Origin of the sequence: Alicyclobacillus sendaiensis NBRC 100866 (assembly GCF_001552675.1) — a bacterium.
GTDB classification, from domain to species: Bacteria; Bacillota; Bacilli; order Alicyclobacillales; family Alicyclobacillaceae; genus Alicyclobacillus; species Alicyclobacillus sendaiensis.
Genome location: NZ_BCRQ01000050.1, coordinates 1 through 22,049, shown reverse-complemented (window position 1 = coordinate 22,049; position 22,049 = coordinate 1). Strand labels below are relative to the sequence as shown.

Below are 22,049 nucleotides of genomic sequence, written 5' to 3'. Positions count from 1 at the left end.
GCCTCGACGAGCGCCTGGCTCGGTACCACGAGCGCGAGGTAGTACTGGAAGCTGTCGACGAGCGCCTCCCAGCTGGCGGCAATCACGTTCTCGGATACGCCGACCGTGCGCCAGACGTGTTCGCCGTCCGTCGACTCAATCAGGACTCGGACTCTCGCCGCGGTCGCGTCCTTTTCATCCAAGACGCGGACCTTGTAGTCCGTGAGGTGCATGCGGCGGATCTCGGGGCGATGCGGAGCAAGCGCTTTGCGCAACACCGCGTCGAGCGCATTGACCGGTCCGTTGCCCTCCGACACGGTGTGGACGATATCTCCGTCGACCTCAAGCTTGATGATGGCCTGAGACGTCGACTCGCCTTGGCGCTGCACGTCGGTATCCACGCGCACGGCGAGGACTCGAAACGGCGGCGTGAAGTCGTTCAGGGCGCGGCGGAACAACAGTTCCTGCGACGCCTCGGCGCCCTCGAACTGATACCCCATGTGCTCCATCTGCTTGATGCGATCGAGCAGACGCCTGAGCTCGGCCTCTCTCCCCTCCGTCGGGATGCCAAACGCCTGCGCCTGCGCCAGCACATTCGAGACGCCGGACAGCTCCGAGAGCAGGACGCGCCGCTCGTTGCCGACGAGCTCCGGAGGAATGTGCTCGTACGTCTCCGGATCTCGCTGGATGGCGCTGACGTGGATGCCGCCCTTGTGGGCGAACGCGCTGTGCCCGACGAACGGCTGGTAGCTGTGCGCGACGAGATTGCAGACCTCCCCGACGAACCGGGCCACCGGCGTCAACAGGCGCAGGTGCTCGCGCGACGGCAGGCACGAATACCCGAGTTTCAGCTCGAGGTTCGGGATCACGGAAGCCAGATTGGCGTTCCCACAGCGTTCGCCGATGCCGTTGATGGTCCCATGCACCATCCGGGCACCCGCCTGCACCGCTGCGAGGCTGTTGGCGACCGCCAACTCGCAGTCATTGTGGGTGTGAATGCCGACTTGGACCGGCACCTCCTGAATGACCTGGGCCACGATCTCGTGAATCTCGTGCGGCATACTCCCGCCGTTCGTGTCGCAAAGCGCCACCCAGTCCACGCCGGCCTCCCACGCCGCGCGCACCGTGGCGAGCGCATACGCTCGGTTCCGCTTGAATCCGTCAAAGAAGTGCTCCGCATCGAAGATCACCTCGCGACCGGAGCGCTTTAAGTACTGCACCGTGTCTCGGATCATCGCGAGATTCTCGTCGAGATCGATCCGAAGCGCATCCGTCACATGAAAATCCCAGGCCTTCCCGACGATCGCGACGGCGGGCGTCGACGCGTCCAGCACGGCCCGAACGCTCGCGTCGTCCTCGACGCGAACTCCGGGGCGCCGCGTGGACCCAAACGCCGTGAGCTTCGCGTGCTTGAGGCGAAGTGACCTGGCGGCGCGGAAAAATTCCTCGTCCTTCGGATTGGCGCCTGGAAAGCCGCCTTCGATGTAGGCGACGCCGAGATCGTCCAATTTTTCAGCAATTTTGAGTTTGTCGGCGACGGTCAGGCTGACGCCCTCGCCCTGCGTGCCGTCTCGCAACGTGGTGTCGAGCAAGTACACGTAGCTCATGCGTTCATCTCCTCGCCACTCCCTGAGATCTGTATCTTAGGCCTATTGAAGGGATGCTATGTTTCACTATGAACGGAATCTTGAGAAATGTCCAGATCGCATCGCGATGCGCTTGCGTTATAATAGCGTTTGGCACTTTGTACCCGTCCAAGAGGGAGGCTGAAGCAGCATGGTCGCTCAACACGTGCAGGACACTGTGACACTGAACAACGGCGTCAAGATGCCCTGGCTCGGGCTCGGCGTCTACAAAGCGCAGGCAGGGGACGAAGTTGAACAGGCCATCCGCTTCGCGTTCGAAGCGGGCTACCGGCACATCGACACCGCAGCCTTTTACGCCAACGAGGAGAGCGTGGGCAAGGCCGTCCGCGAATCGGGCCTGCCGCGCAGCGAGGTCTTCGTCACCACCAAGGTGTGGAACACAGACCAGGGTTACGATCAAACCCTGCGCGCGTTTGAAGCGAGCCTCAAGCGCCTCGGCTTCGAGTATGTGGATCTGTACCTCGTGCACTGGCCGGTGAGCGGAAAGTACCGAGAGACTTGGCGTGCACTCGAGCGCATCTACGACGAGAAGCTCGCCAGAGCCATCGGGGTGAGTAACTTCCAGATTCATCATCTCGAAGACATCCTCGCGCACTCGAACGTCGTGCCGGCTGTCAATCAGGTGGAATATCATCCCCTGTTGACGCAGGAACCGTTGAGGCAGTTCTGCCGCGACCATCACATCCAGTTGGAAGCGTGGAGTCCCATCATGCGGGGCAATCTCGACATCCCGGTCCTGCAGGAATTGGCGGAGAAGTACCACAAGACGCCCGCCCAGATTGTGCTTCGCTGGGATCTGCAGAACGAAGTGGTCACCATTCCCAAGTCGGTTCGCCGAGAGCGCATCTTCGAGAACGCGGATCTGTTCGACTTCTCGCTCTCCGACGAAGATATGCAGCGCATCAACGCGCTCAACCGAAACCATCGCTTCGGGCCGGATCCCGACACCTTTTAACGCGGAAAGCGCCCATTCGGGCGCTTTCTTCTCTCTGCACGCCTCAGTGCACCACCTCGTAGCCCGCTTCTTTCCACGCGGCCGTCCCGCCCTCGATGTAGGCCACGTTCGTGAAGCCCATCAGTTTCAGGACGTACGCCGCGAGCGCCGCTTGTCCCCCCGCCCCACACGTGGTGATAATGGGCCGGTTGCGATCCGCGAGGCGCTCATCGCGCAGTTCCTTCGGAAGCTCGAGATCCGCGCGAATCGGAAGCATGCCGAGCGAGATGTTGATGCTCGACGGGATGAGCCCGCACGCGCCCGCGTCCGCCGCGTCCTGAACGTCGATCACCAGCGTGTCGGGATTCTCCTCCAACCTTTTCTTCGCCTCAGCGGCCGTCAGTCCTGGCACATTCTCCTTGGCCTTTTGCACCATCTGCATGAACGTCAATGCCACGAAAATTCGCCCTCCTCGAAAGACATCCTTCCTTGCCCATTATACGCTTCGGAACCGGGCATCCGTCCACCCCATGTCGCGCGTGCCTACATACAGTGAACCATCGAACGACAAGGAGGTGCAGAGACGATGTACGGTGTCTTCGGTGGTTACACCCGCTGGGCTGTCGTGTTCCTCATCATCTTCGTGCTGTTCATCCTCCTCGTTCCGTACGGCACCTACGCCAACTGAGGCGCATCTCGACGGAGCCGCGCTTGCGCGGCTCCCTCTGTCTCCAGATCTCGACGAACACCCATAAATCCCCTCGCTGCAGCGCTGGAACTGGATCGGCACGGCATTCCCTTTACGCTCGTCAACCGCGAGCCTTATCACACGTTCAAGACGCTCTTGCACGAAGTGGCCGGCGCGCGACACGACCCGCACAGGTACGCGCTGTCGCTGAAGGAACTGTTTCACCACCCCACAAGCGAGATCGTCATCGCGGAGGTCAAGCGCCTCTACCTGTCGGACAAGCTCGTAGAAACGGATGACGGCAAACTGGCCTACGATACGCTGATTGTCGCGCTCGGCAGCCGCACGGCCACGTTCGGGCTGCCGCTTGAGGACTTGCGCCTCAGCTTGATTCATGCGCACGCCGAGATCCTGCCCGACGTGGACCACGAGCTCCGAGCCATGGCCCAAGCGAAACTCGTCGAACGCGGAGTCGAACTGATCCTCAACGAGCGCGTGGCGGGCGCAGAACCGCAGGCGTATTGCCTCGCCTCGGGCAAACGACTCGAGGCAGGCACCCTGGTCTGGACAGGAGGCGTCGAGGCGCCCGGTCTGCTGAAGGAAGCGGGGCTTCCGGTGGACGCTCGAAACCGAGTCGATGTAAACGAGTTTCTGATGGCCCGGGGCGCAGATCAAATATACGTCGTTGGAGATTGTGCGCGGTTCACCGACGCGCATGGCCACGTCCTGCCACCCACTGGACAGGTGGCCGAACAGATGGGCCACCACCTCGGGGCAAACCTCGTCCGAAGCGCACACGGCCGCCCCCCTCTGCCCTTTGTCTACCACGATCACGGCATGGTGGCCTCTCTCGGGCCGAGGTACGGCGTGGCCGAGATCGGCAGGCATCACGCGACGGGCGCCACCGCACTGGTGCTCAAGGACGGTTCGAAAATGAAATATTTAATGTATTTGGGCGGCCCTGTCATGCTATTGAAGCGATATCGCCAATGGCTCGAGATCTACTGGGATGGGAAAGGCCGCGGATGGACACCGCGGCCTTTCCCATTCGACATTTCCCGAGAAATTGCGCCGTCAATCGGACGATCCCGGCGACTGAAGGGCCTTCCCCATGCCGGACAGGAAGCGGAGAAGGAAGCGAATTGCATAGGATACATTTGGATCCTTCAGCAAGGCGAGCAATTCGAATACGCCGAGCGGCTTTCGGTCTGCCGCCGTCGCCTCGTTCGCATCCGCCAGCCCACCCGCGAGGCCGTCCACGAGCTTGGCCAAGACATCCGGGTTGAATTTTCCCAGCGCTTGCGCGAGCCCAATGGCGTTCTGCAGGGCAGACGTATATTCATCGCGAGCCAGCAAATCCACGACGTGGGCCAGCACGCGGTCTCCGCGTTCGAGCAGTGCGGTCAACATCGGCAGCAGCCCTTTGTCTTCCGCCAGCGCCACGAGCTGAATCAACCGCTCCGCGGCACGCTCCTCGTGGACCACCGCATCCGCCAGACGCTCGAGGACGCGCTGGCGTCGCTCCTCGAGCGTCTCCTCCCGTCGCTCAATGACCCGAATGGGTTCCGCCACGGCTCAACCCTCCTTCACGAGCGCGCGATCCGTCACCAGCGGCACGTAGTCCTTGCGCGCCCACTTTTGTTCGACGTTCACGCCGGGCTGCGGATTCGGCTTGCCCAGGCGGAAGTTGCCGCGCTTCACGGGCGGCTCGCCGCACGATTGGATGACCTCCATGCGGACGCGCATCTCCTTGTATGCCGGCGTGTAGGTGACCGTGTCGTGATCGCTCGACGTAAGGCGGTTGACCGCCTCTTCGTCCGCGTGGGACAAGAGCGGGACGTACACGTGTTTCCCGGAGACGCGATCCGTCACGGTGACGCGCACCTTGATGCTGCCGTACGGCGACACGAGGCGCACCAGCGCGCCGTCCGTCACGCCGCGCTCCTTCGCGAGCTCCGGCGAGATCTCGACGAACGTCTCCGGCACCTTCTCATGGATGCCCGGCACGCGGCTCGTCATGTTGCCTTCGTGGAAGTGCTCGAGCAAACGCCCGTTGTTCAGTTCGAGGTCGTACTCCTCGCCGACTTCGATGGGCGGCGTCCAGTCGACCGGATACAGGCGAGCCTTCTTGTCGGGGAAGGCGAACCCATCCGTGTACAAAAGTGGCGTATCAGAGCCGTCCGGAAGCACGGGCCACTGCAGGCTCTGGTAGCCCTCGAGGCGGTCGTACGACGCGCCGCGGAACAGATCGGCCGCGCTCGCCATCTCCTCGAAGATCTCGCGAGGAGACGAGTAATGCCAGTTGGCCCCGAACCGATTGGCGACCATCTGGATGATTTCCCAGTCCGGCTTGGAATCGCCGAGCGGATCCAGGACCCTGTACAGGCGCTGTATGCGCCGCTCCGTATTGGTGAACGTGCCCTCCTTCTCAAGGCTCGGTGCGGCTGGAAGGACGACGTCGGCGAACTGGGCGGTCTTCGAAAGGAAGACGTCCTGGACCACGAAGAATTCGAGTTTCCGGAAGGCGTCCTCCACGTAGTTGGCGTTGGCATCGACCACCGCCATGTCCTCACCGCAGAGGTACATCGCCTTCAGCTTGCCTTCGTGAATGGCATCCACCATCTGATGGTTGTTGAGTCCGGGCGTCGTCGGGATCTCGACCCCCCACAGCTTTTCCCACTTGCGCCGCTCCGCTTCGTTGTCCACGCGCTCATAGCCCGGCAAAAACGGAGGTGCGCAGCCCATGTCGCCGGCTCCTTGGACGTTGTTGTGGCCGCGCAGCGGATACGCGCCCGTGCCCGGCCGCGCCACGTTCCCCGTCACCAAGAGCAGATTACAGATGGCGGTCGACGTGTCGCTGCCGCCGCGGTGCTGCGTCACGCCCATGGCCCAGCAGACCGCGACGCGCTCCGCCTCCATGATCATCTCGGCCACGCGGATGATCTCCTCTTTGCGAAGGCCGCAGACCTCGCTCGCATAGTCCAGGGTGAACTTCTCCAGCGACTTCACGTATTCGTCAAAGCCGTTGACGCGATCCCGCAGGAACGCCTCGGCGTGCCTGCCCTGGTCAATGATGTACTTCGTCACCGCGGACAACCAGACCAAGTCCGTGCCCTGGCGCGGCTGGATGAAGAGATCCGCGCGTGTCGCCATGATGTTGCGCCGCACGTCGGCCACGATGTGCTTCTGGCCGCGCTTCTTCTGGGCCCGGCGGAGGCGGGTCGAAAGCACCGGATGCGCCTCGGCGGGGTTGGCGCCGACGATGAGGACGAGATCGGCCAGCTCCAGGTCCTTGATGGATCCCGTGTCGCCGCCGAGCCCCATGGTCCGCCGCAGCGCCTCGGTCGCGGGCGACTGGCAATAGCGCGAGCAGTTGTCGATGTTGTTCGTGTGCATGACGGCGCGCGCCAGCTTCTGCATCAGGTAGTTCTCTTCGTTGGTCGCCTTGGACGACGAGATAAACGCCACCGCATCGTACCCGTGCTTCGCCTGGATGTCCTTGATGCGCCGCTCGATCACGTCGAGCGCCTCGTCCCAGCTCACCTCCACGAACCGATCGCCCTTGCGCACCAGCGGCTTGGTCAGGCGGTCTGGGCTATTCACGAAGTCCCAGCCGAACTTGCCCTTCACGCACGTGGAGATCTGGTTGACCGGCGCCTCCATCTGCGGCTCGACCTTCAAAATGTGCCGATCCTTCGTCCAGACGTCGAACGCGCACCCCACGCCGCAGTACGTGCAGACCGTCTTGGTCTTCCGGATCCGCGCCTCTCTCATCTCGTGCTCGATCTCGGAGACGACGAAGATGGACGAGTAGCCAGGTTCGACCTTCTTGGTGATGTCGATCATCTTGTCCAGCGTCGGTTTCTCGATACCCGTGAGAAAGCCCGCTTCCCCGAGCATGGATTTTTCCATCAGCGCGTTGGTTGGGCACACGGTCACGCAGTGTCCGCACGACACGCACGACGATTCGTTGATGGGGACGTCGTTGTCCCAGATGACCCGCGGCACCTCGCGATCCCACGCGATGGAGAGAACCTCGCTCACCTGCAGGTTTTGGCACGCCTCGACGCAGCGGCCGCAAAGAATGCACTGCTGTGGATCATACCGATAAAACGGGTTGGACATGTCCACCTCGTACGGCTTTGGGGTGAACGGATACGCCTGATGCTCCACGCCCATCTGCATCACGGTGTTGTGCAGCACGCAGTTGCCGTTGTTGTTGTCGCACACCGTGCAGTACAGCTCGTGGTTTTTCAGAATGCGGTCCATCGCCTCTTTGCGGGCGTACCGCGCGGCCACGGACTTGGTCCGCACCTGCATGCCGTCCTCGACAGGTGTGGAACACGCGCGCATGAGCTTTCCGTCGATCTCGACGATGCAGGTGTCGCACGTTTCAATGGGGCCGAGCGCTGGATGATAACAGACGTGTGGATGCTCCTGGCCCGTGGACAGAATAGCGTCGAGCACCGACGCGCCGCGATCCACGGTGACCGTCTTGCCGTCGATCTCGAGCAGAACAGTCCGCGCCTCGGCCTGTGCCTCGGTCCTGATATCGATCATCGCGATATCCCCCTTGTCTTTCAGTTTGCGCGCGAGAGGAGACAGACGGCCGCGTAAACGCGCCGCGCCCCATGAAGAGGGCGCGGGCGATGGCGGGCGGGCGTTTGAGTGGGCGTGTCACGCCTCGCGGCGGGACTTCGTCAGGTACACAAGATAGTAGGCCAGCGCTGTGAAGATCCAGCCGCCGATGGCGTTGCCGATGAACGCGCCGCACCACTCCTCGATGATCTTCCCCCACGAGTAGTCGGCACCGACCCAGAGGCCGGCCGGCAACACGAACATGTTCGCCACGACGTGCTGGAAGCCGATGGCCACGAACGTCATGATGGGAAACCAGATGGCGAAGATCTTGCTCACGATGTCCTTCGCGCCGTACGCCATCCAGACCGCGAGGCACACCAGCCAGTTACACCCAATGGCGGATAGAATGGTCGGGCCAAACGCCAATTTGGCCTTGGCCGTCGCAATGGCGATGACGGTCGCCTTGAACGGATCCGCCGTCAACAGATGCGCGCCGATGCCGAACGCGCCCGCCACAAACAGCGAACCCAAAAGGTTTCCAATCAGCACCCAGAACCAGTTGTACACGAGTCCTCCGATGCTCGCGCGGCCCGCATGCACGGCGATGGGCACCGTCATCATGTTGCCGGTGAGGAGTTCGGCGCCCGCGATGACCACAAGCATGAGGCCGACCGGAAACACGGCGCCGCCGATTAGGCTCTTGATGGACGCCAGGCTATCCGGCAAGCTCGCCGTCACTCGGATGTCGACGAGGAATCCGAGCGCGATGAACGCACCTGCCAGGATGCCGAGAATGAGCAGCTTCCACCACGCTTCCTTCGCCTTCTTTTCGCCGACTTCCACCGCCAATTGCGCAATCTCCGCTGGACTCAAGAACCCGTTGCTCATGCGACTCTCACCCTTTTCTGCTCAGCGCTCTTCTGGATGCCACCTTGTCCAATCTTACCTTGTGCAGCGCCACAAGCTTCATACGCAAAACCAAATCCATAATTACCCATGTCTAGCGCGCACAAAAAAGGACACAAATTGCCGCTTCTGCGGTCAACTTGTGCCGATGTGTTCGCCTGCAGAACCTACAGGCCAACCATTCAAGCGCCGAGCCAATTGTTCGTAGCGCGCCCACTCACGCGAATGCACCCGCCACGCAAGGGTATTATACCACGCATGCACTGAAACCGAATACAACTCATTCTCCGGATTCTTGCGCTGGATTTCCTTGTTTCCCGAATCTCGGCTCGCCGTCCGGCAGCGGTTCTCGCGGGATGGGGCGCTCAAAGATGAACACCGAGACGCCTATATCCTCCTCGACCTTGAAATCGGAAAACAAGTGCAGAAACTTGGATCCGGCAACCTCCTCCAGGCCCTCGGGGACCTTGCGCTTGTACAGCTCCTGAATCATGCTGGTCCGAGCCACGCGCACCATCTCGGCCCCCTCGGGCGTCCGACTGATGAACTTTTCCGTCGGGGTCAGGTTGCCCTGCAGCACGGAGATGGCCATGTTCTCGACAAACACCGTGTGAATCCGCTCCGGTCCCTTGCCGAAGCACTCCTTGCGAACCCTGCGAACAATCTCGTTGAACGCCTGCTCTCGACTCTTCGGCATTCCCCATCGCCCCCGGCCGTCTGGCTCCTCTGACTGTATTGTAGTCACTTCTCTTGCGTGAGCCAAATCTAGTATCGTCGCGAGATTTGGTCTACAGTGGCGTCAGGAGGCGATTCGATGAGCATCGTGTTTGCGGCCATCGCACCCCATGGACTGCCGATTCTCCCTGAACTCGCGGGCGACGGCCCGGATCGGATGTCCCAAACCCGCGCGAGCCTCGTCGAGCTGGGGCGCGCTGCGCAAAGCGCCGATCCCGACGCGTTCATCGTCATCACGCCGCATGGCATCCGAGCCGAGGGGCAATTCACCCTCAGCGCAAGCGCCTACATGGAAGGCGAGCTCAACGAACAGACCGCGGCATGGATGGTGCGATCGCACCGACTCGATAAGGGCAACCGCGTGCACATGCGCCGTGCCGTCGACCGCGAACTCGCGCGCGAAATCGCAAAGATCGCTTCGCCCGAGCTGCCGCTCGCCGTGCTCAACTTCGCGACCGCAGACGGCCCTCTCTCGACCCTCCCTCTCGACTGGGGAACCATGATCCCGCTTTCCTTCATGCCGGATCGACCGGTGGTGGTCATTCAGACGGCGCCATCCCGCCCATTTCATGAGCACGTTCGCCTGGGTCAAGCCGCGCGCGCGGCGTGCGGCGCGCTCGGTCGCCGGGCGGCGCTCATCGCGAGCTGCGATTGGGCGCATGCGCACGCGGAAGACGGCCCGTACGGCTACCACGAGGACGCCGCGAAGCTTGATGCGGAGGTCGAACGCGCCATCGCCGGGGGAGAGCTGGAACGCTTGGCGGAATTTCCGGCCGAGATGATCCAAAATGCTCGGCCCGACGGCATATGGCAGGCATTGGTTCTCGCAGGTGCCGTGCCGAGGGATGAGCGGCACCCGCGCGTGTTGTCCTACGAGCGACCGACGTACTTCGGGATGCTCGTCGCTCAAATCCGGTGAACTTCGTGCCGTGAGATGCGCCCCATCACGGTGCGCCGATGACGGGTTCGCGGAGATGGGGCGACACGACGACGGTGTCGAGGACGCGCGCCACCTGCCCCGCGTCGACGGTCACGAGGCGGTACGTGCCAGGATGCCCGAGTAGGAACCGGCGATGCGGCCGATCCGCCGCACCTTGGATAGGTGGAAACGCCTGGTTTGCGAGATCTGACGTGCGCACTTGGCACCTGTCGGCCTCCATGCCCTCGACGGCGAGCTCCCAGCCGAGCGGCACCGACAGCACGAGCGAGCCACGCTGGGCGCGGAACGCGCGGCCCGTGTCCCGGCCGTCCGTGTAGGCGTCTGGAGACACGGGTGCCGTGATCGCCCGGCCATCCGTGTACGCGTCCGGGGAAATGGGCGCCGTGACGCCGCGGCCATCCGTCGCTTCCAGAGGCGGCGTCACACGAGGTCCGGCCACCGGCCGGAGATCGATGGTCACCACGTGATGAGCCTGGTCCAGGCGAACGGCGTGCACCACTGGCCCGTACACCGCCTGTCGCGTCGCGGCGGAAGCGGGGAGCGTGTGCAGATGCGGCCATCCGAAGAGCGCCATAGAAACGAGAAGAGCGGGCCCCATGGGTCATCGCCTCCATCCGAAATTCGACGACCCTAGCTTGCCCACCGTCTTCCTTTTTCATCCACTTCCAGATCGCGAACCGCTGATGGGTGCCGCCCCGCTTTGGGACGCCTCGCGCAGAGCTTCGTCGACGCTCGCTCCGGCGAACTGGCTGCGGTGCAACTCGGCGTAGAAGCCGCCCTTCTCGAGCAATTCGCGGTGCGTGCCCTGCTCGATCACGCGCCCGTGGTTCATGACGAGGATCTGATCCGCGTTCTGAATGGTGGACAGCCGGTGCGCGATGACAAAACTCGTCCTGCCCTCCATCAGCCGCTGCATCGCGTCTTGGATCAGCAGTTCCGTGCGCGTATCCACGCTCGACGTGGCTTCGTCGAGGAGGAGAATGGCGGGATCGGCCAAGATGGCGCGAGCAATCGTGATGAGCTGCTTTTGTCCCTGTGACAGGTTCGACGCCTCTTCGTTGATGACGGTGTCATAACCGTCCGGCAGCGTGCGAATGAAGTGGTCTGCGCGCGCGGCCCGCGCTGCGCGCCGGATCTCCTCGTCGCTCGCGCTGGGATTTCCGTACGCGATATTGTCGCGGATGGAGCCGTGGAACAGCCACGTGTCCTGGAGCACCATGCCAAAGAGACTGCGCAGATCCGCGCGCGTCATGTCGCGGATGTCGACGCCGTCGATGGTGATGGCCCCCTCGCGCACGTCGTAGAACCGCATCAGCAGGTTGACCAGAGTCGTCTTCCCGGCGCCGGTCGGACCGACGATGGCCACCGTCTGACCCGCCTCAACCTCGAGGTTGAGGTCCTCGATGAGCGGTTGGTCCTCTTTATAGCGGAACGAGACGTGGTGAAACGCCACGGCGCCGCGCGGCTCCCGCAGGCGAACGGGATGCTCGGGATCCGGGGCCTCCTCCGGCTCATCCAACAGCTCGAAAATCCGCTCCGCGGACGCGATGGTCGACTGAATGACGTTGGAAATGCTCGACAGCTGGGTGATGGGCTGAGAGAATTGGCGCGCGTACAGGATGAACGCCTGAATATCGCCGATGCTGATGGTGCCGCGCGCCACAAACAGTCCGCCGATCACGCTGACCAACACGTACCCCAGGTTGCCGATGAAGTTGTTGAGCGGGAAGATGAGCCCAGAGACGAATTGCGCTCGCCAACCGGATTCGTACAGCGCCTCGTTGTGTCGATCGAACGTCTCCAGCGCCCGCCGCTCCATGTTGAACGCGCGCACAATGGCGTGGCCGGTGTATATCTCCTCGATGTGGCCGTTCAAAAGTCCCAGGGAGCGCTGCTGCCCGACAAAGAAGCCCTGCGACCGCTTCGTGACGAATCGCGTCACGTAAAACGACAAAGGCAGCGTCAGAAACATCACGAGGGTCATGAGCGGACTGATGGAAATCATCACGGCGATCACGCCGACAAACGTCACGATGCTCGACACAAACTGGAGCAACGCCTGCTGCAACGTGTTGCCGATGTTGTCGAAGTCGTTGACAAACCGGCTCATCACATCGCCGATGGGGCGCCCGTCGAAGAACGAGAGCGGCAGGCGCTCCAGCTTCGCATAGACTTCCCGGCGAAGGGCGTACACCGTCTTCTGAGCGACGCCGGCCATCATGTACTGCTGCAAGTAACTGAACAGGCTCGACAGCACATACAGACCCGTCAGTTCCTCGAGAATCCGCAAGATGTCGCCCCACCGAAACGCAGGGCCGGGCAAATGCATCCACTCGTGGCGCAGCCCTGCGACGAGATCGTTCGTGATGCCCTTCATGACGTCCGGACCCAGGATGGAAAACAGCGTCCCGAGCACGGTCATGATGAACACCAGCGCGATGCGCCAGGCGTGCGGCCGAAAGTACCGCATGAGGCGCCGCGCGGTGCCGCCGAAGTCCTTCGGTTTCTGCACAGGCATGCCCGGCCTGATGCCCCCGTGGCGCATCGGCATGGGCGGCCGCATGGCCTGCATCTCTCGCCGATCCTGGCTCATGCTGTGACCTCCTCCCCGAGTTGCGACCGCACAATCTCCCGGTACACCTGGCAGCTGGCGAGCAGCTCCTCGTGCGTGCCCATGCCCGCCACGCGCCCCTCGTCGAGCACAACGATTTGGTTGGCATCGCGAATCGTATTCACCCGCTGTGCGACGATGATCACCGTGGCATCCCGCACAGCCTCGCGCAGCGCCTGCCGGAGGCGGGCGTCCGTCCGGAAGTCAAGGGCGGAAAAGCTGTCGTCGAAGATGTAGATGGGAGCTCGGCGCACAAGTGCCCGGGCGATACAGAGCCGCTGCTTCTGACCTCCCGAGAGGTTTCTCCCGCCCTGTTCCACCACGGCGTCAAAGCCATCGGGCATCTGCTCGATGAACTCGAGGGCCTGGGCAATGCGGGCAGCTTCGCGCACCTCTTCGTCGCTCGCGTCCTCCCGGCCGACCCGAATGTTGTCGGCGATGGTGCCGCTGAAGAGCACCGATTTTTGCGGCACGTAGCCAATCTGCCCGCGCAGCGCCTCCTGATCCCATTCGCGCACGTCGATCCCGCCCACGAGCACGCTCCCGGCCTCCACGTCGTAGAAGCGGGGAATCAGGCTCACGAGCGTCGACTTGCCCGATCCGGTCCCGCCGATGATGGCCGTCACCTCACCAGGCCTTGCGACAAACGAAATGTCGGACAGCGCTGGCGCCTCTGCGCCGGGATACCGAAACGTCACGCCTCGGAACTCGACGAGTCCGGCGGCCTGGGGCTCCGACCTCGGCGACTTGGGATTTTGGATCCGCGTCTCGCTCGACAAGACCTCCCAGATGCGGTTCGCGGACGCGTTCGCGCGCGGGATCATGAAGAACATCATCGACACCATCATGATGGCGAACAAGAGCTGCGTGACGTACTGAATGAACGCCATCAGCGAGCCAATTTCCATCTTCCCATTCGCCACGCGGATGCCGCCGAACCATAGAATAGAAATCACGGCCAGGTTGATGATGAGCATCAGCGCCGGCGACAGCGCGGCCATGATCTTCTGCACGCGAGTGGTGGTGTCCGTGAGGTCGGCGTTGGCGCGATCGAACCGCTCCGCCTCGCGCGCCACCTGGTTGAACGAGCGGATGACGCGAATGCCCGTCAGATTTTCGCGCAACACGCGGTTCAGCACGTCAATCTTGCCCTGCATGAGGCGGAACAGCCGGCTTGCCCGTCCAAACACGAGCACAATCACGCCCGCGAGCACCGGAAGCATCAGCCACACGACGAGCGAGAGCTTTGCGTCCGTGTACACGGCCATCAACACGCCGCCGATGCAGTTGAGCGGCGCCATGATCATCATGCGCAGCATCATGTTGACCAACTGCTGCACCTGCGTGATATCGTTGGTCGTGCGCGTGATGAGCGACGCCGTCGAAAAGCGGTCGATCTCCTCGAGTGAAAACGTCTGCACGTGCGCAAACAGGTCGCGCCGAAGGTGCTTGCCGAAGCTCGCGGCCGTCTGCGAGGACAGGTAACTGGCGGTGATGGAAAAGCCAACTGCGACGATGGAAACGCCGAGCATGAACCCGCCCATGCGAACGATGTACGGCAGGTTGCCTTTCAAGACTCCGTTGTCGACGATTTCGGACATCAGCGTTGGCAAATACAGGTTTCCAAGCACCTGCAGGAAGATGAACGTCACGATGAGCACGATGCGCAGCCGATACGGCCGTAGATAGGGAAACAGCTTGCGCAAGCCATCCACCCCCATGTTGACTGGCGGCAGGCGCCAGCAAATGCCGCATGATATGATACTCGTGAAGGCTTGAACTCACGTTAAAACCGTATCAACGCCGCGAAGGAGTGACCGCATGGAAGCGCCGAAGGCAAAAGCGATTCCCACAGTGCTCGAGATCCACGGAGACCGCCGGATCGACCCATACTATTGGCTCCGGGAGCGCGACAATCCCAATGTGATCCAGTATCTCGAAGACGAGAATACATACTACCGGTGGTTCATGGAGCGCGTGAAGCCGCTCACGGACGAGCTGTACGACGATATGGTGGCTCGCATCCCCGATGCGGAGGAGCGGGTCCCCGTTCAGGGAGACCAGTACTACTACTACACGCGCATGGAAAAGTCCTTGCAGTATCCCATTCACGCGCGCAAGCGCGCGGACTCTCGAGAAGCGCTGGCGGACGCGGAGGAGGAGGTGGTGCTCGACGTCAATCAACTCGCCGACGGCGGTTACCTGAGCGTCAGCGTGCTCGCCGTGAGCCCCGATGAAAGGCGTCTCGCGTACCTCGAAAACCGCGACGGCACGGACCGGTACACGCTTTTCGTCAAGGACCTCGACACGGGCGAGATGCTGCCGGATCGCATCGAAGGCGTGTTCATCGACGAGAGCGTCGCCTGGAGCGCGGACGGGGAATACCTGTTCTACATCACCGTGGACGAGGCCCAGCGACCATACCGCCTGTATCGGCACAAGCTCGGCCATTCGGTCGAGGAGGACGAGCTTTTGTATCAGGAGGACGACGAGACCTGCATTCTCACGCTCGCGAAGTCGCAGAGCGGCAAGTATCTGTTCCTCACCTCGTCCACAAAGACCTCGACGGAGGTCCGCTATCTGCCGGCCGACGAGCCGCTCGGCGCGTGGACGGTGTTCCGCCCGCGCGAGTCCAAGGTGGAGTACGAACTCGAACACTGGGAAGACGCCTTTCTCGTCCTGACCAACCTCCATCGCCCGAACTTCAGCCTGTTTCGCCATCCCGTCGCGCCGTGCCAGGACCATCGCTTGGAGGAGCTCTTCCCGTACGACGGCGCTCGATACCTCACCGGCGTGCACCCGTTTCGAGAGGCCGTCGTCATCGAGGGCCGGGAAGGCGGCTTGTCGCAGATTTGGACCTTCGCGAACGGGCGCCTCGCGCGGCTCGAGTGGGATGAGCCGCTCTACACGGTGTCCGTGTCGGCCAATCGCCGCTACGACACCCGCGAGGTGCTCATCCAGTACGAGTCGTTTCTCACGCCTCGCACCACCTACGCGCTCGATCCCGTCACCGGCGCGAGGACGGAGCTTCATCGCCAGCCGGTGAATGGCCCGTACAACCCGTCCGACTACGTGCAGGAGCGACTCTGGGCGAAGGCGAGCGACGGCGTGGAAGTCCCCATCTCCATCGTGGCTCGCAAGGACGCGCGCCGCGAAGGCCCGGCGCCGTGCATTCTCTACGGCTACGGGTCCTACGGCGCCAACTTAGATCCCACGTTCATGCCGACGCTCCTTCTCCCCTTGCTCGATCGCGGCGTGATCTACGCCATCGCGCACGTCCGCGGCGGATCGGAGATGGGACGCCACTGGTACGAGAATGGGAAGATGTTGCAGAAGAAGAACACGTTCACCGACTTCATCGCCTGTGCGGACGAGCTCATCCGTCAAGGCTACACCTCGCCCGACAAACTTGCGGCCGACGGGCGATCCGCGGGCGGCCTGCTCATGGGTGCCGTGGCCAACATGGGCGGCGACCGGTTCGCCGCCATCTCGGCGGGCGTGCCGTTCGTCGACGTGGTCACCACCATGCTCGATCCGACCATCCCGCTGACGACGCTCGAATGGGACGAGTGGGGCGATCCGCGAGAGGAGACGTACTACTTCTACATGAAGTCGTACAGCCCTTACGACAACGTCGAGCCGAAACGGTATCCGCACCTCATCGTCACCACGGGGCTCAACGATCCGCGCGTCGCCTACTGGGAACCGGCCAAGTGGGTGGCGAAACTGCGCGCCACCAAGGTGGGTCAAGAAGCGCTCGTGCTCAAAACGCACATGGGCGCCGGGCACTTCGGCTCGTCCGGAAGGCTCGAGCATCTGCGCGAATCCGCGGAGATCCACGCATTCCTGCTCCACCACATCGGCGTCAAACCGAAGGGCGCATCGGCACCGTGATGCGCCCCATCTTCCATCGAAGGGAGAGAATCGATGTGACCACATTTCGCGCGTATATGGTGGAACAAGACGGTCAGACCCACCGCTCTGGCGTCCGCGAGCTCACCCTCGACCAGCTGCCAGAGGGGGACGTGCTCATCCGCGTCCGCTACTCGAGCGTCAACTACAAGGACGGCATTTGCTCGCAACCCGCGAGTCGCCTCGTCACGCGCTATCCCATGGTCCTCGGCATCGATCTCGCCGGCGAAGTCGTCGAATCGCGGGATGCCCGCTTCCGCCCGGGCGACGCCGTGATCTGCACGAGCTACGATCTCGGCACGGGCCATTTCGGCGGCTTTAGCGAATACGCGCGCGTGCCCGCCGATTGGGTGGTCCCCCTCCCCGACGGCCTGTCGCTGCGCGACGCCATGGTGCTCGGCACCGCCGGATTCACCGCCGCGCTGTCGCTGTATCGCATGGAGCAAAACGGCGTCTCCCCCGCCATGGGCACCCTCCTTGTGACAGGCGCCACCGGCGGCGTCGGTGCCACCGGCATTGCCATCGCCAAGCGAGCCGGCTATCGCGTGGTGGCGTCGACGCGGAAGGGCGAGGCCCGTGCGTGGCTTACGGCGCTTGGCGCGGACGACGTCGTGCACCCCGACACCCTCTTCTTGCAGGAAGGCGAGTCGTACCTGAACGCCAGGACGCGCTATGCCGGCGTGATCGATCCCGTCTCAGGCAAATACGTCCCTCACCTGCTGCAGCGCCTCGAATATGGCGGCGTGATCGCCATCAGCGGCTACACGGGCGGGCCGGACTTCACCGCGAGCGTGTTTCCGTTCCTCCGCCGCCAGGCGGCCATCATCGGCATCGACTCCGTGTGGCTCGACATGCAGACGCGCCGCGAGATCTGGAGCCGTCTCGCCGGCCCGTGGAAGCCAAGCGAGGACGCGCTCCGGCACATCGGGCACGACATCCGCTTGGACGATCTCGACAGCGCCCTGAGGCAGATCCTCGCGGGTCAGATGCAGGGGCGCGCCGTCGTCAACCTGTGACGCCGAGCGCTTTCGTCTGCAGCTCGTACATCTGTCGATAGCGGCCGCCGAGCGCCATCAGCTCCTCGTGCGTCCCGCGTTCCACGATCTCGCCCTTGTCGAGCACCAGGATGAGATCGGCGTCGCGAATGGTAGACAGGCGGTGGGCGATGATGAACGTCGTGCGGCCGCGCTTCAGCACCTGGAGCGCGTCTTGGATGATGCGCTCCGTCTCACTGTCGACGCTCGCGGTGGCCTCATCCAGCACGAGAATGGCCGGATCGAACGCCAGCGCGCGCGCAAAGGAGATGAGCTGGCGCTCGCCGGCGGAAAGGGTGCTGCCGCCTTCGAGCACCGGCTCGTCAAGACCCCCGGGCAAATTTCTCAACAACCGATCCGCTCCCACGTCGCGGAGCGCCCGCTCGATGCGATCGCGCGTGACGCGCTCGTCCCCAAGCCCGACGTTCCACGCGATGGTCCCTGTGAATAGGTACGGATCCTGCAGCACGATGGCCATATGTTGCCGCAGCTTTTGCGGCGGAATCTCGCGGATGTCCTGTCCATCGATGCGAATTGCGCCGCGGTCCGGATCGTAGAAGCGGAACAAGAGATTCATGATGGAGCTCTTGCCCGAGCCGGTGTGTCCGACGAGCGCGACGGTCTGCCCGGGCTGCGCCGTGAACGTGATATCGCGCAGCACGGGATGCTCGCCGTCGTACGAGAACCAGACGTGCTCGAACTCGACCTCGCCGCGAAAGCGCGGGATGGCGCCGTATTCAGGCTCCACGCCAGGTTCGTCGAGGAGCTCGAAGACGCGCTTTGCCGAAGCCCGAGCCTGTTCGAGCGTGGCGAGTTGGTTGACGACCTGCGTGATGGGCTGAAACAGGCGGTTTAGGTAATCGACGAACGCGTACAGCACGCCGAGCGAGACGATGGGCTCGAGGTGCAGGGATCGCCAGCCGAACCAGGCGATGATGGCGGCGAAGAACAGGTTGCGCAGGACGCCCGCCAGGTTGTAGCCCGTGGCTGCGTTGACCCTCAAGAGCCGCGTCTGGCCCTCGTAGTAGGCCTGGTTCAGCTCGCCAAACTCGTCGGCCGTCCGCGCCTCGCGGTTAAAGACGCGGATGATGGGCATGCCCTGGATGGACTCGTTCAGCATGGCGTTAATCTCGGAGAGCAACTGGCGAACGCGAAGGTTCACGGACACCGTGAGGCGCCGGTAGATCCAGATCCAGGCCACGAGCATCGGCACCAGCGCACACGCCAACAGCGCCAGGTGGACGTTGAGAATGAAGAGCGCAATGTAAATGCCGAGCATCATCACCCCGCTGGAGAGCACGTTGGCAACGACCTGCACGTAAAAATCGCGGATGGACTCGGTGTCGTTGGTCACGCGCGACACAATTTTTCCTGCCGGCACGCGATCGAAGTACGAGATCGGCAGGCAGTGGATCTTGTGGAACACGTCTCGGCGCATGCGGACCAGGATGCGGTTTGCCGAGATCTCCAACAGGTACTGCTGCCCGTACAAAAACACGGCGGACGACGCGAGCAGGGCAAAGTACAAGAGCGCCATCCGGATCACGCGGGGGACTTCAGGCCGATAGAAGGCGAACGCTTGGGCTCGCGTGAGCGGGTTCGCGCTGACCACGCGCCAGCGGCCGTGCGTTTCTTCCCGTATCGCGCCGGGCCGCGGACCGGGGGCAATCGCCTGAATCTCCCCAGGAAGAAAATAACTGGACGTTCCGATGGTGGCAAAGGTGTGCGCATTGTCGCGGCGCGCGCCCGGGGCCAACCGGTCCGCCCGGGCAAACCAGGCGCCGTCCACCGCGACCGCGCCCTCCGTGTGGGGCGGAACCTCATACCACACCTGCTGCACGCCGACGATGTAGCGGTTGATGATATCCTTCGCCACAAAGGGCCCCGCGAGCTGCGCAGTCACGGCGAGCGCCAAACAGACGAGCGCGATCGCGATGGCGCCCTTGGCGTGGGCCGCGTACTGCAGGAGCCGATAGCCCACGCTGCCACTTTTCTTGCGCTTCACCGCAAAGCCCCCCTTTCTTCGACAGCCTCCTCCGCGACTCCCTCGGCGAGCAGATCCGCCTCGGCCTCGCCGAAGGCCTGCTGATGCAGATATTGCTGCGCGTACCACCCGTTCAAGCGCATGAGCTCCTGAAACGTGCCCTGCTCGGCAATCCGGCCGTCGTCGAGCACCACGATGCGATCCGCGTGCTGAACGGCCGGCATCCGGTGACTGACGATGATGGTCGTCCGCCCCTGCCGCACGCGCCGGATGGACCGCAGGATGTGCACCTCCGTGCGCGCATCGACGGCGGACATGGCGTCGTCGAGGATGAGCACGTCCGGGTCCAGGATGAGCGCTCGGGCGAGCGCAATGCGCTGCTTCTGCCCGCCGGACAGCGAGATGCCGCGTTCGCCGACCATCGTGTCGAGCCCGTTCGGAAGGCGAGGGAGATCGTCCGTGAAACCCGCGAGCTCGAGCGCCTCGAGCACTTCCTCATCCGTCGCATCGGGCTTCGCAAAGCGAACGTTGTCCCTCACGGAGCGAGAAAATAGCATCGGATTTTGCGGCACGTAGCCCATCAGGCGATGCAGGGCGTCGAGCTGGAACCGCTCGATGGGCTGCCCGTTGATGAGCAGGCGCCCGGCGTGCCCGACCGGATATTCGCGCAGCAGCTGGCGCACGAGCGTCGATTTGCCGCTGCCCGTGCGCCCCACCACGCCCAGGGTCTCCCCGCGCTTGACCACGAGATCGATGTCGACGAGGTTGTCGCGGTCCGACGTGGGATAGCGGAAGCTGTACCGCTCAAAGCGGATTTCCTCGATGCGATGAGCCACGAGCGCCGCATCCGGGTCCACGACATCCGGGGGATACGCCAGCACCTCGTTCACCCGATCCAGCGAGGCATTCCCTCGCTGCATGATGTTGATGAGCTGCCCTACCGCGAGCATGGGCCAAATGAGCATGCCGAGGTAGACGTTGAACGACGTCAGCTGTCCGACGGTGAGCTGACCTTGAAAGACGAGATACGTGCCGTATCCGAGACCTATCAGGTAGGTGACGCCGACGAGCATGCTGATAGTCGGATCGAACAGCGCATCGATCTGGGCCACCGCCGCATTTTTGCGGTAGACGTCTTCCATGGTCTCGGCGAAACGCCTCTCCTCGTTCTCCTCCTGCGCGTAGGCCCGCACCACGCGGATGCCCGCCACCGTCTCCAGGACGCGATCGTTCATGTCGCCGAACGCGTCCTGCGCGCGCTCAAACCGCCCATGCAGAATCTGACCGAACTTCGTCATCAAGATGGCGATGACGGGCATGGGCAAAAGGGACGCGAGCGTCAGCTTCCAGCTGTCCGCCACCGCCATCGTCACGAGGATGGTGAGCGACCACGTGGTCGAGTCGATGAGCGTCAGGATGCCAAAACCGGCGGTTTGCATGACGGCGTTCAGATCATTGGTCGATCTCGCCATCAGATCGCCAGTGCGATACTGCTCGAAAAAGCGTGGCGTCATCCGCAAGAAGTGCTGCATCAGCCGCCTGCGCAACGACAACTCGAGCGTGCGAGCGCCCGAATAGAGTTGATATTGCCACGTGAATCCGCACACATACGACACGACAATGGTCAAGAGCAAAAAACCGACAAGCTCGGCGAGCGAGCGCGCGGTCAACCCGTGTTCGCTGATCAGATCGACGGCGCGGCCGACAAAATACGGCGGGAGAATTTCAACCAAGTTGAGAAACAAGAGGAGCCCCACGGCGAGCCCGTATCGCCTTCGCTCCTGCCAGAAAAAGTGGCGCAATTTCCACAAGACTCGGAACACCCAACATGCCTCCTAGACACCAAAAGGCATGCCTTGTGTGGCCTGCCCGGTCCTCTTGTGAGAAGAAGCTGTGTTTCACACCCAGAAAGGCGCATTCCCTGCGCCTCACCGAGTGAACCGAGGCCATGCGCGCGGCGCACTTCGGGCTTGCGCGCCGAACCTGTACAACGCCGCTCGCACGACCATCGCATCTGCCTCCGGAACGCGGATTGTCAGAATCAAACATATCACGTCGCGGATGCGGCGTCAACGAGACCGGGGTTTTCCGTCCGTGTC

At 63.0% G+C, this 22,049-nt stretch carries 15 protein-coding genes and 1 pseudogene; 5 read left to right on the top strand and 11 right to left on the bottom strand.

The genetic code is table 11. The annotated features are described in order from the left end of the window. The coding region (cimA, locus tag AS26_RS10290) for a citramalate synthase (protein ID WP_062309198.1) at nucleotides 1–1,586 on the bottom strand (1,586 nt) is incomplete at its 3' end. A 169-nt stretch (nucleotides 1,587–1,755) separates the two neighbouring features. Between cimA and AS26_RS10285 the strand changes: the two genes are divergently transcribed. Further along, nucleotides 1,756–2,580, top strand: coding sequence for an aldo/keto reductase (locus AS26_RS10285; RefSeq protein WP_062309196.1), 825 nt, complete (start codon nucleotides 1,756–1,758; stop codon nucleotides 2,578–2,580). 43 nt (nucleotides 2,581–2,623) lie between these two features. Here AS26_RS10285 and AS26_RS10280 read toward each other — a convergent pair whose 3' ends face one another. Then, nucleotides 2,624–3,016, bottom strand: a complete 393-nt coding sequence (locus tag AS26_RS10280) for a rhodanese-like domain-containing protein (RefSeq protein ID WP_062309194.1) — start codon at nucleotides 3,014–3,016, stop codon at nucleotides 2,624–2,626. Between the two features lie 672 nt (nucleotides 3,017–3,688). On the opposite strand from AS26_RS10280, the pseudogene AS26_RS14710 reads away from it, so the two are divergent. Next, a pseudogene (locus AS26_RS14710) lies at nucleotides 3,689–3,949 on the top strand (FAD-dependent oxidoreductase); the annotation flags it as partial. A gap of 372 nt (nucleotides 3,950–4,321) precedes the next feature. On the opposite strand, the gene AS26_RS10270 reads toward AS26_RS14710, so the two are convergent. From AS26_RS10270 to AS26_RS10255, 4 genes are all read right to left on the bottom strand, one after another. Beyond that, nucleotides 4,322–4,819 (bottom strand): helical membrane plugin domain-containing protein, encoded by a 498-nt coding sequence (locus tag AS26_RS10270; RefSeq protein WP_062309189.1) that lies wholly within the window; start codon nucleotides 4,817–4,819, stop codon nucleotides 4,322–4,324. Between the two features lie 3 nt (nucleotides 4,820–4,822). After that, complete coding sequence (gene fdhF / locus AS26_RS10265; RefSeq protein ID WP_062309187.1) at nucleotides 4,823–7,807, bottom strand: formate dehydrogenase subunit alpha; 2,985 nt, start codon at nucleotides 7,805–7,807, stop codon at nucleotides 4,823–4,825. A gap of 117 nt (nucleotides 7,808–7,924) precedes the next feature. After that, nucleotides 7,925–8,716 carry a formate/nitrite transporter family protein gene (locus AS26_RS10260; protein ID WP_062309185.1) on the bottom strand — a complete coding sequence of 264 codons (792 nt, stop codon included), beginning with the start codon at nucleotides 8,714–8,716 and terminating at the stop codon, nucleotides 7,925–7,927. A gap of 298 nt (nucleotides 8,717–9,014) precedes the next feature. Then, nucleotides 9,015–9,431 (bottom strand): Na-translocating system protein MpsC family protein, encoded by a 417-nt coding sequence (locus AS26_RS10255; RefSeq protein ID WP_062309184.1) that lies wholly within the window; start codon nucleotides 9,429–9,431, stop codon nucleotides 9,015–9,017. A 117-nt stretch (nucleotides 9,432–9,548) separates the two neighbouring features. On the opposite strand from AS26_RS10255, the gene AS26_RS10250 reads away from it, so the two are divergent. Beyond that, on the top strand, nucleotides 9,549–10,388 hold the full coding sequence (locus tag AS26_RS10250) for a DODA-type extradiol aromatic ring-opening family dioxygenase (RefSeq protein WP_062309182.1): 840 nt from the start codon (nucleotides 9,549–9,551) through the stop codon (nucleotides 10,386–10,388). A 25-nt stretch (nucleotides 10,389–10,413) separates the two neighbouring features. On the opposite strand, the gene AS26_RS10245 is transcribed toward AS26_RS10250, so the two are convergent. From AS26_RS10245 to AS26_RS10235, 3 genes are read right to left on the bottom strand one after another with little or no spacing between them, the layout of a single operon-like run. Further along, a complete protein-coding gene (locus tag AS26_RS10245; RefSeq protein ID WP_062309180.1) occupies nucleotides 10,414–11,007 on the bottom strand; it encodes a hypothetical protein in 594 nt (197 codons plus the stop codon). 57 nt (nucleotides 11,008–11,064) lie between these two features. After that, on the bottom strand, nucleotides 11,065–13,002 hold the full coding sequence (locus tag AS26_RS10240) for an ABC transporter ATP-binding protein (RefSeq protein WP_062309178.1): 1,938 nt from the start codon (nucleotides 13,000–13,002) through the stop codon (nucleotides 11,065–11,067). Next, the gene (locus tag AS26_RS10235; protein ID WP_062309176.1) at nucleotides 12,999–14,726 is read right to left on the bottom strand and encodes an ABC transporter ATP-binding protein; all 1,728 of its coding nucleotides are present in this window, start codon (nucleotides 14,724–14,726) and stop codon (nucleotides 12,999–13,001) included. Before AS26_RS10235 ends, AS26_RS10240 begins: the two co-directional genes overlap by 4 nt. Nucleotides 14,727–14,841: 115 nt before the next feature. Here AS26_RS10235 and AS26_RS10230 point away from each other — a divergent pair, with 115 nt between their 5' ends. Beyond that, a complete protein-coding gene (locus tag AS26_RS10230; RefSeq protein ID WP_062309173.1) occupies nucleotides 14,842–16,914 on the top strand; it encodes a S9 family peptidase in 2,073 nt (690 codons plus the stop codon). Nucleotides 16,915–16,949: 35 nt separating this feature from the next. Beyond that, nucleotides 16,950–17,948 carry an acrylyl-CoA reductase family protein gene (locus AS26_RS10225; RefSeq protein WP_062309171.1) on the top strand — a complete coding sequence of 333 codons (999 nt, stop codon included), beginning with the start codon at nucleotides 16,950–16,952 and terminating at the stop codon, nucleotides 17,946–17,948. Here AS26_RS10225 and AS26_RS10220 read toward each other — a convergent pair. Beyond that, nucleotides 17,938–19,971 carry an ABC transporter ATP-binding protein gene (locus AS26_RS10220; protein ID WP_062309168.1) on the bottom strand — a complete coding sequence of 678 codons (2,034 nt, stop codon included), beginning with the start codon at nucleotides 19,969–19,971 and terminating at the stop codon, nucleotides 17,938–17,940. The two genes, AS26_RS10225 and AS26_RS10220, sit on opposite strands and share 11 nt — an antisense overlap. Continuing rightward, on the bottom strand, nucleotides 19,968–21,773 hold the full coding sequence (locus AS26_RS10215) for an ABC transporter ATP-binding protein (RefSeq protein WP_062309166.1): 1,806 nt from the start codon (nucleotides 21,771–21,773) through the stop codon (nucleotides 19,968–19,970). Before AS26_RS10215 ends, AS26_RS10220 begins: the two co-directional genes overlap by 4 nt. Nucleotides 21,774–22,049 lie beyond the last annotated feature (276 nt).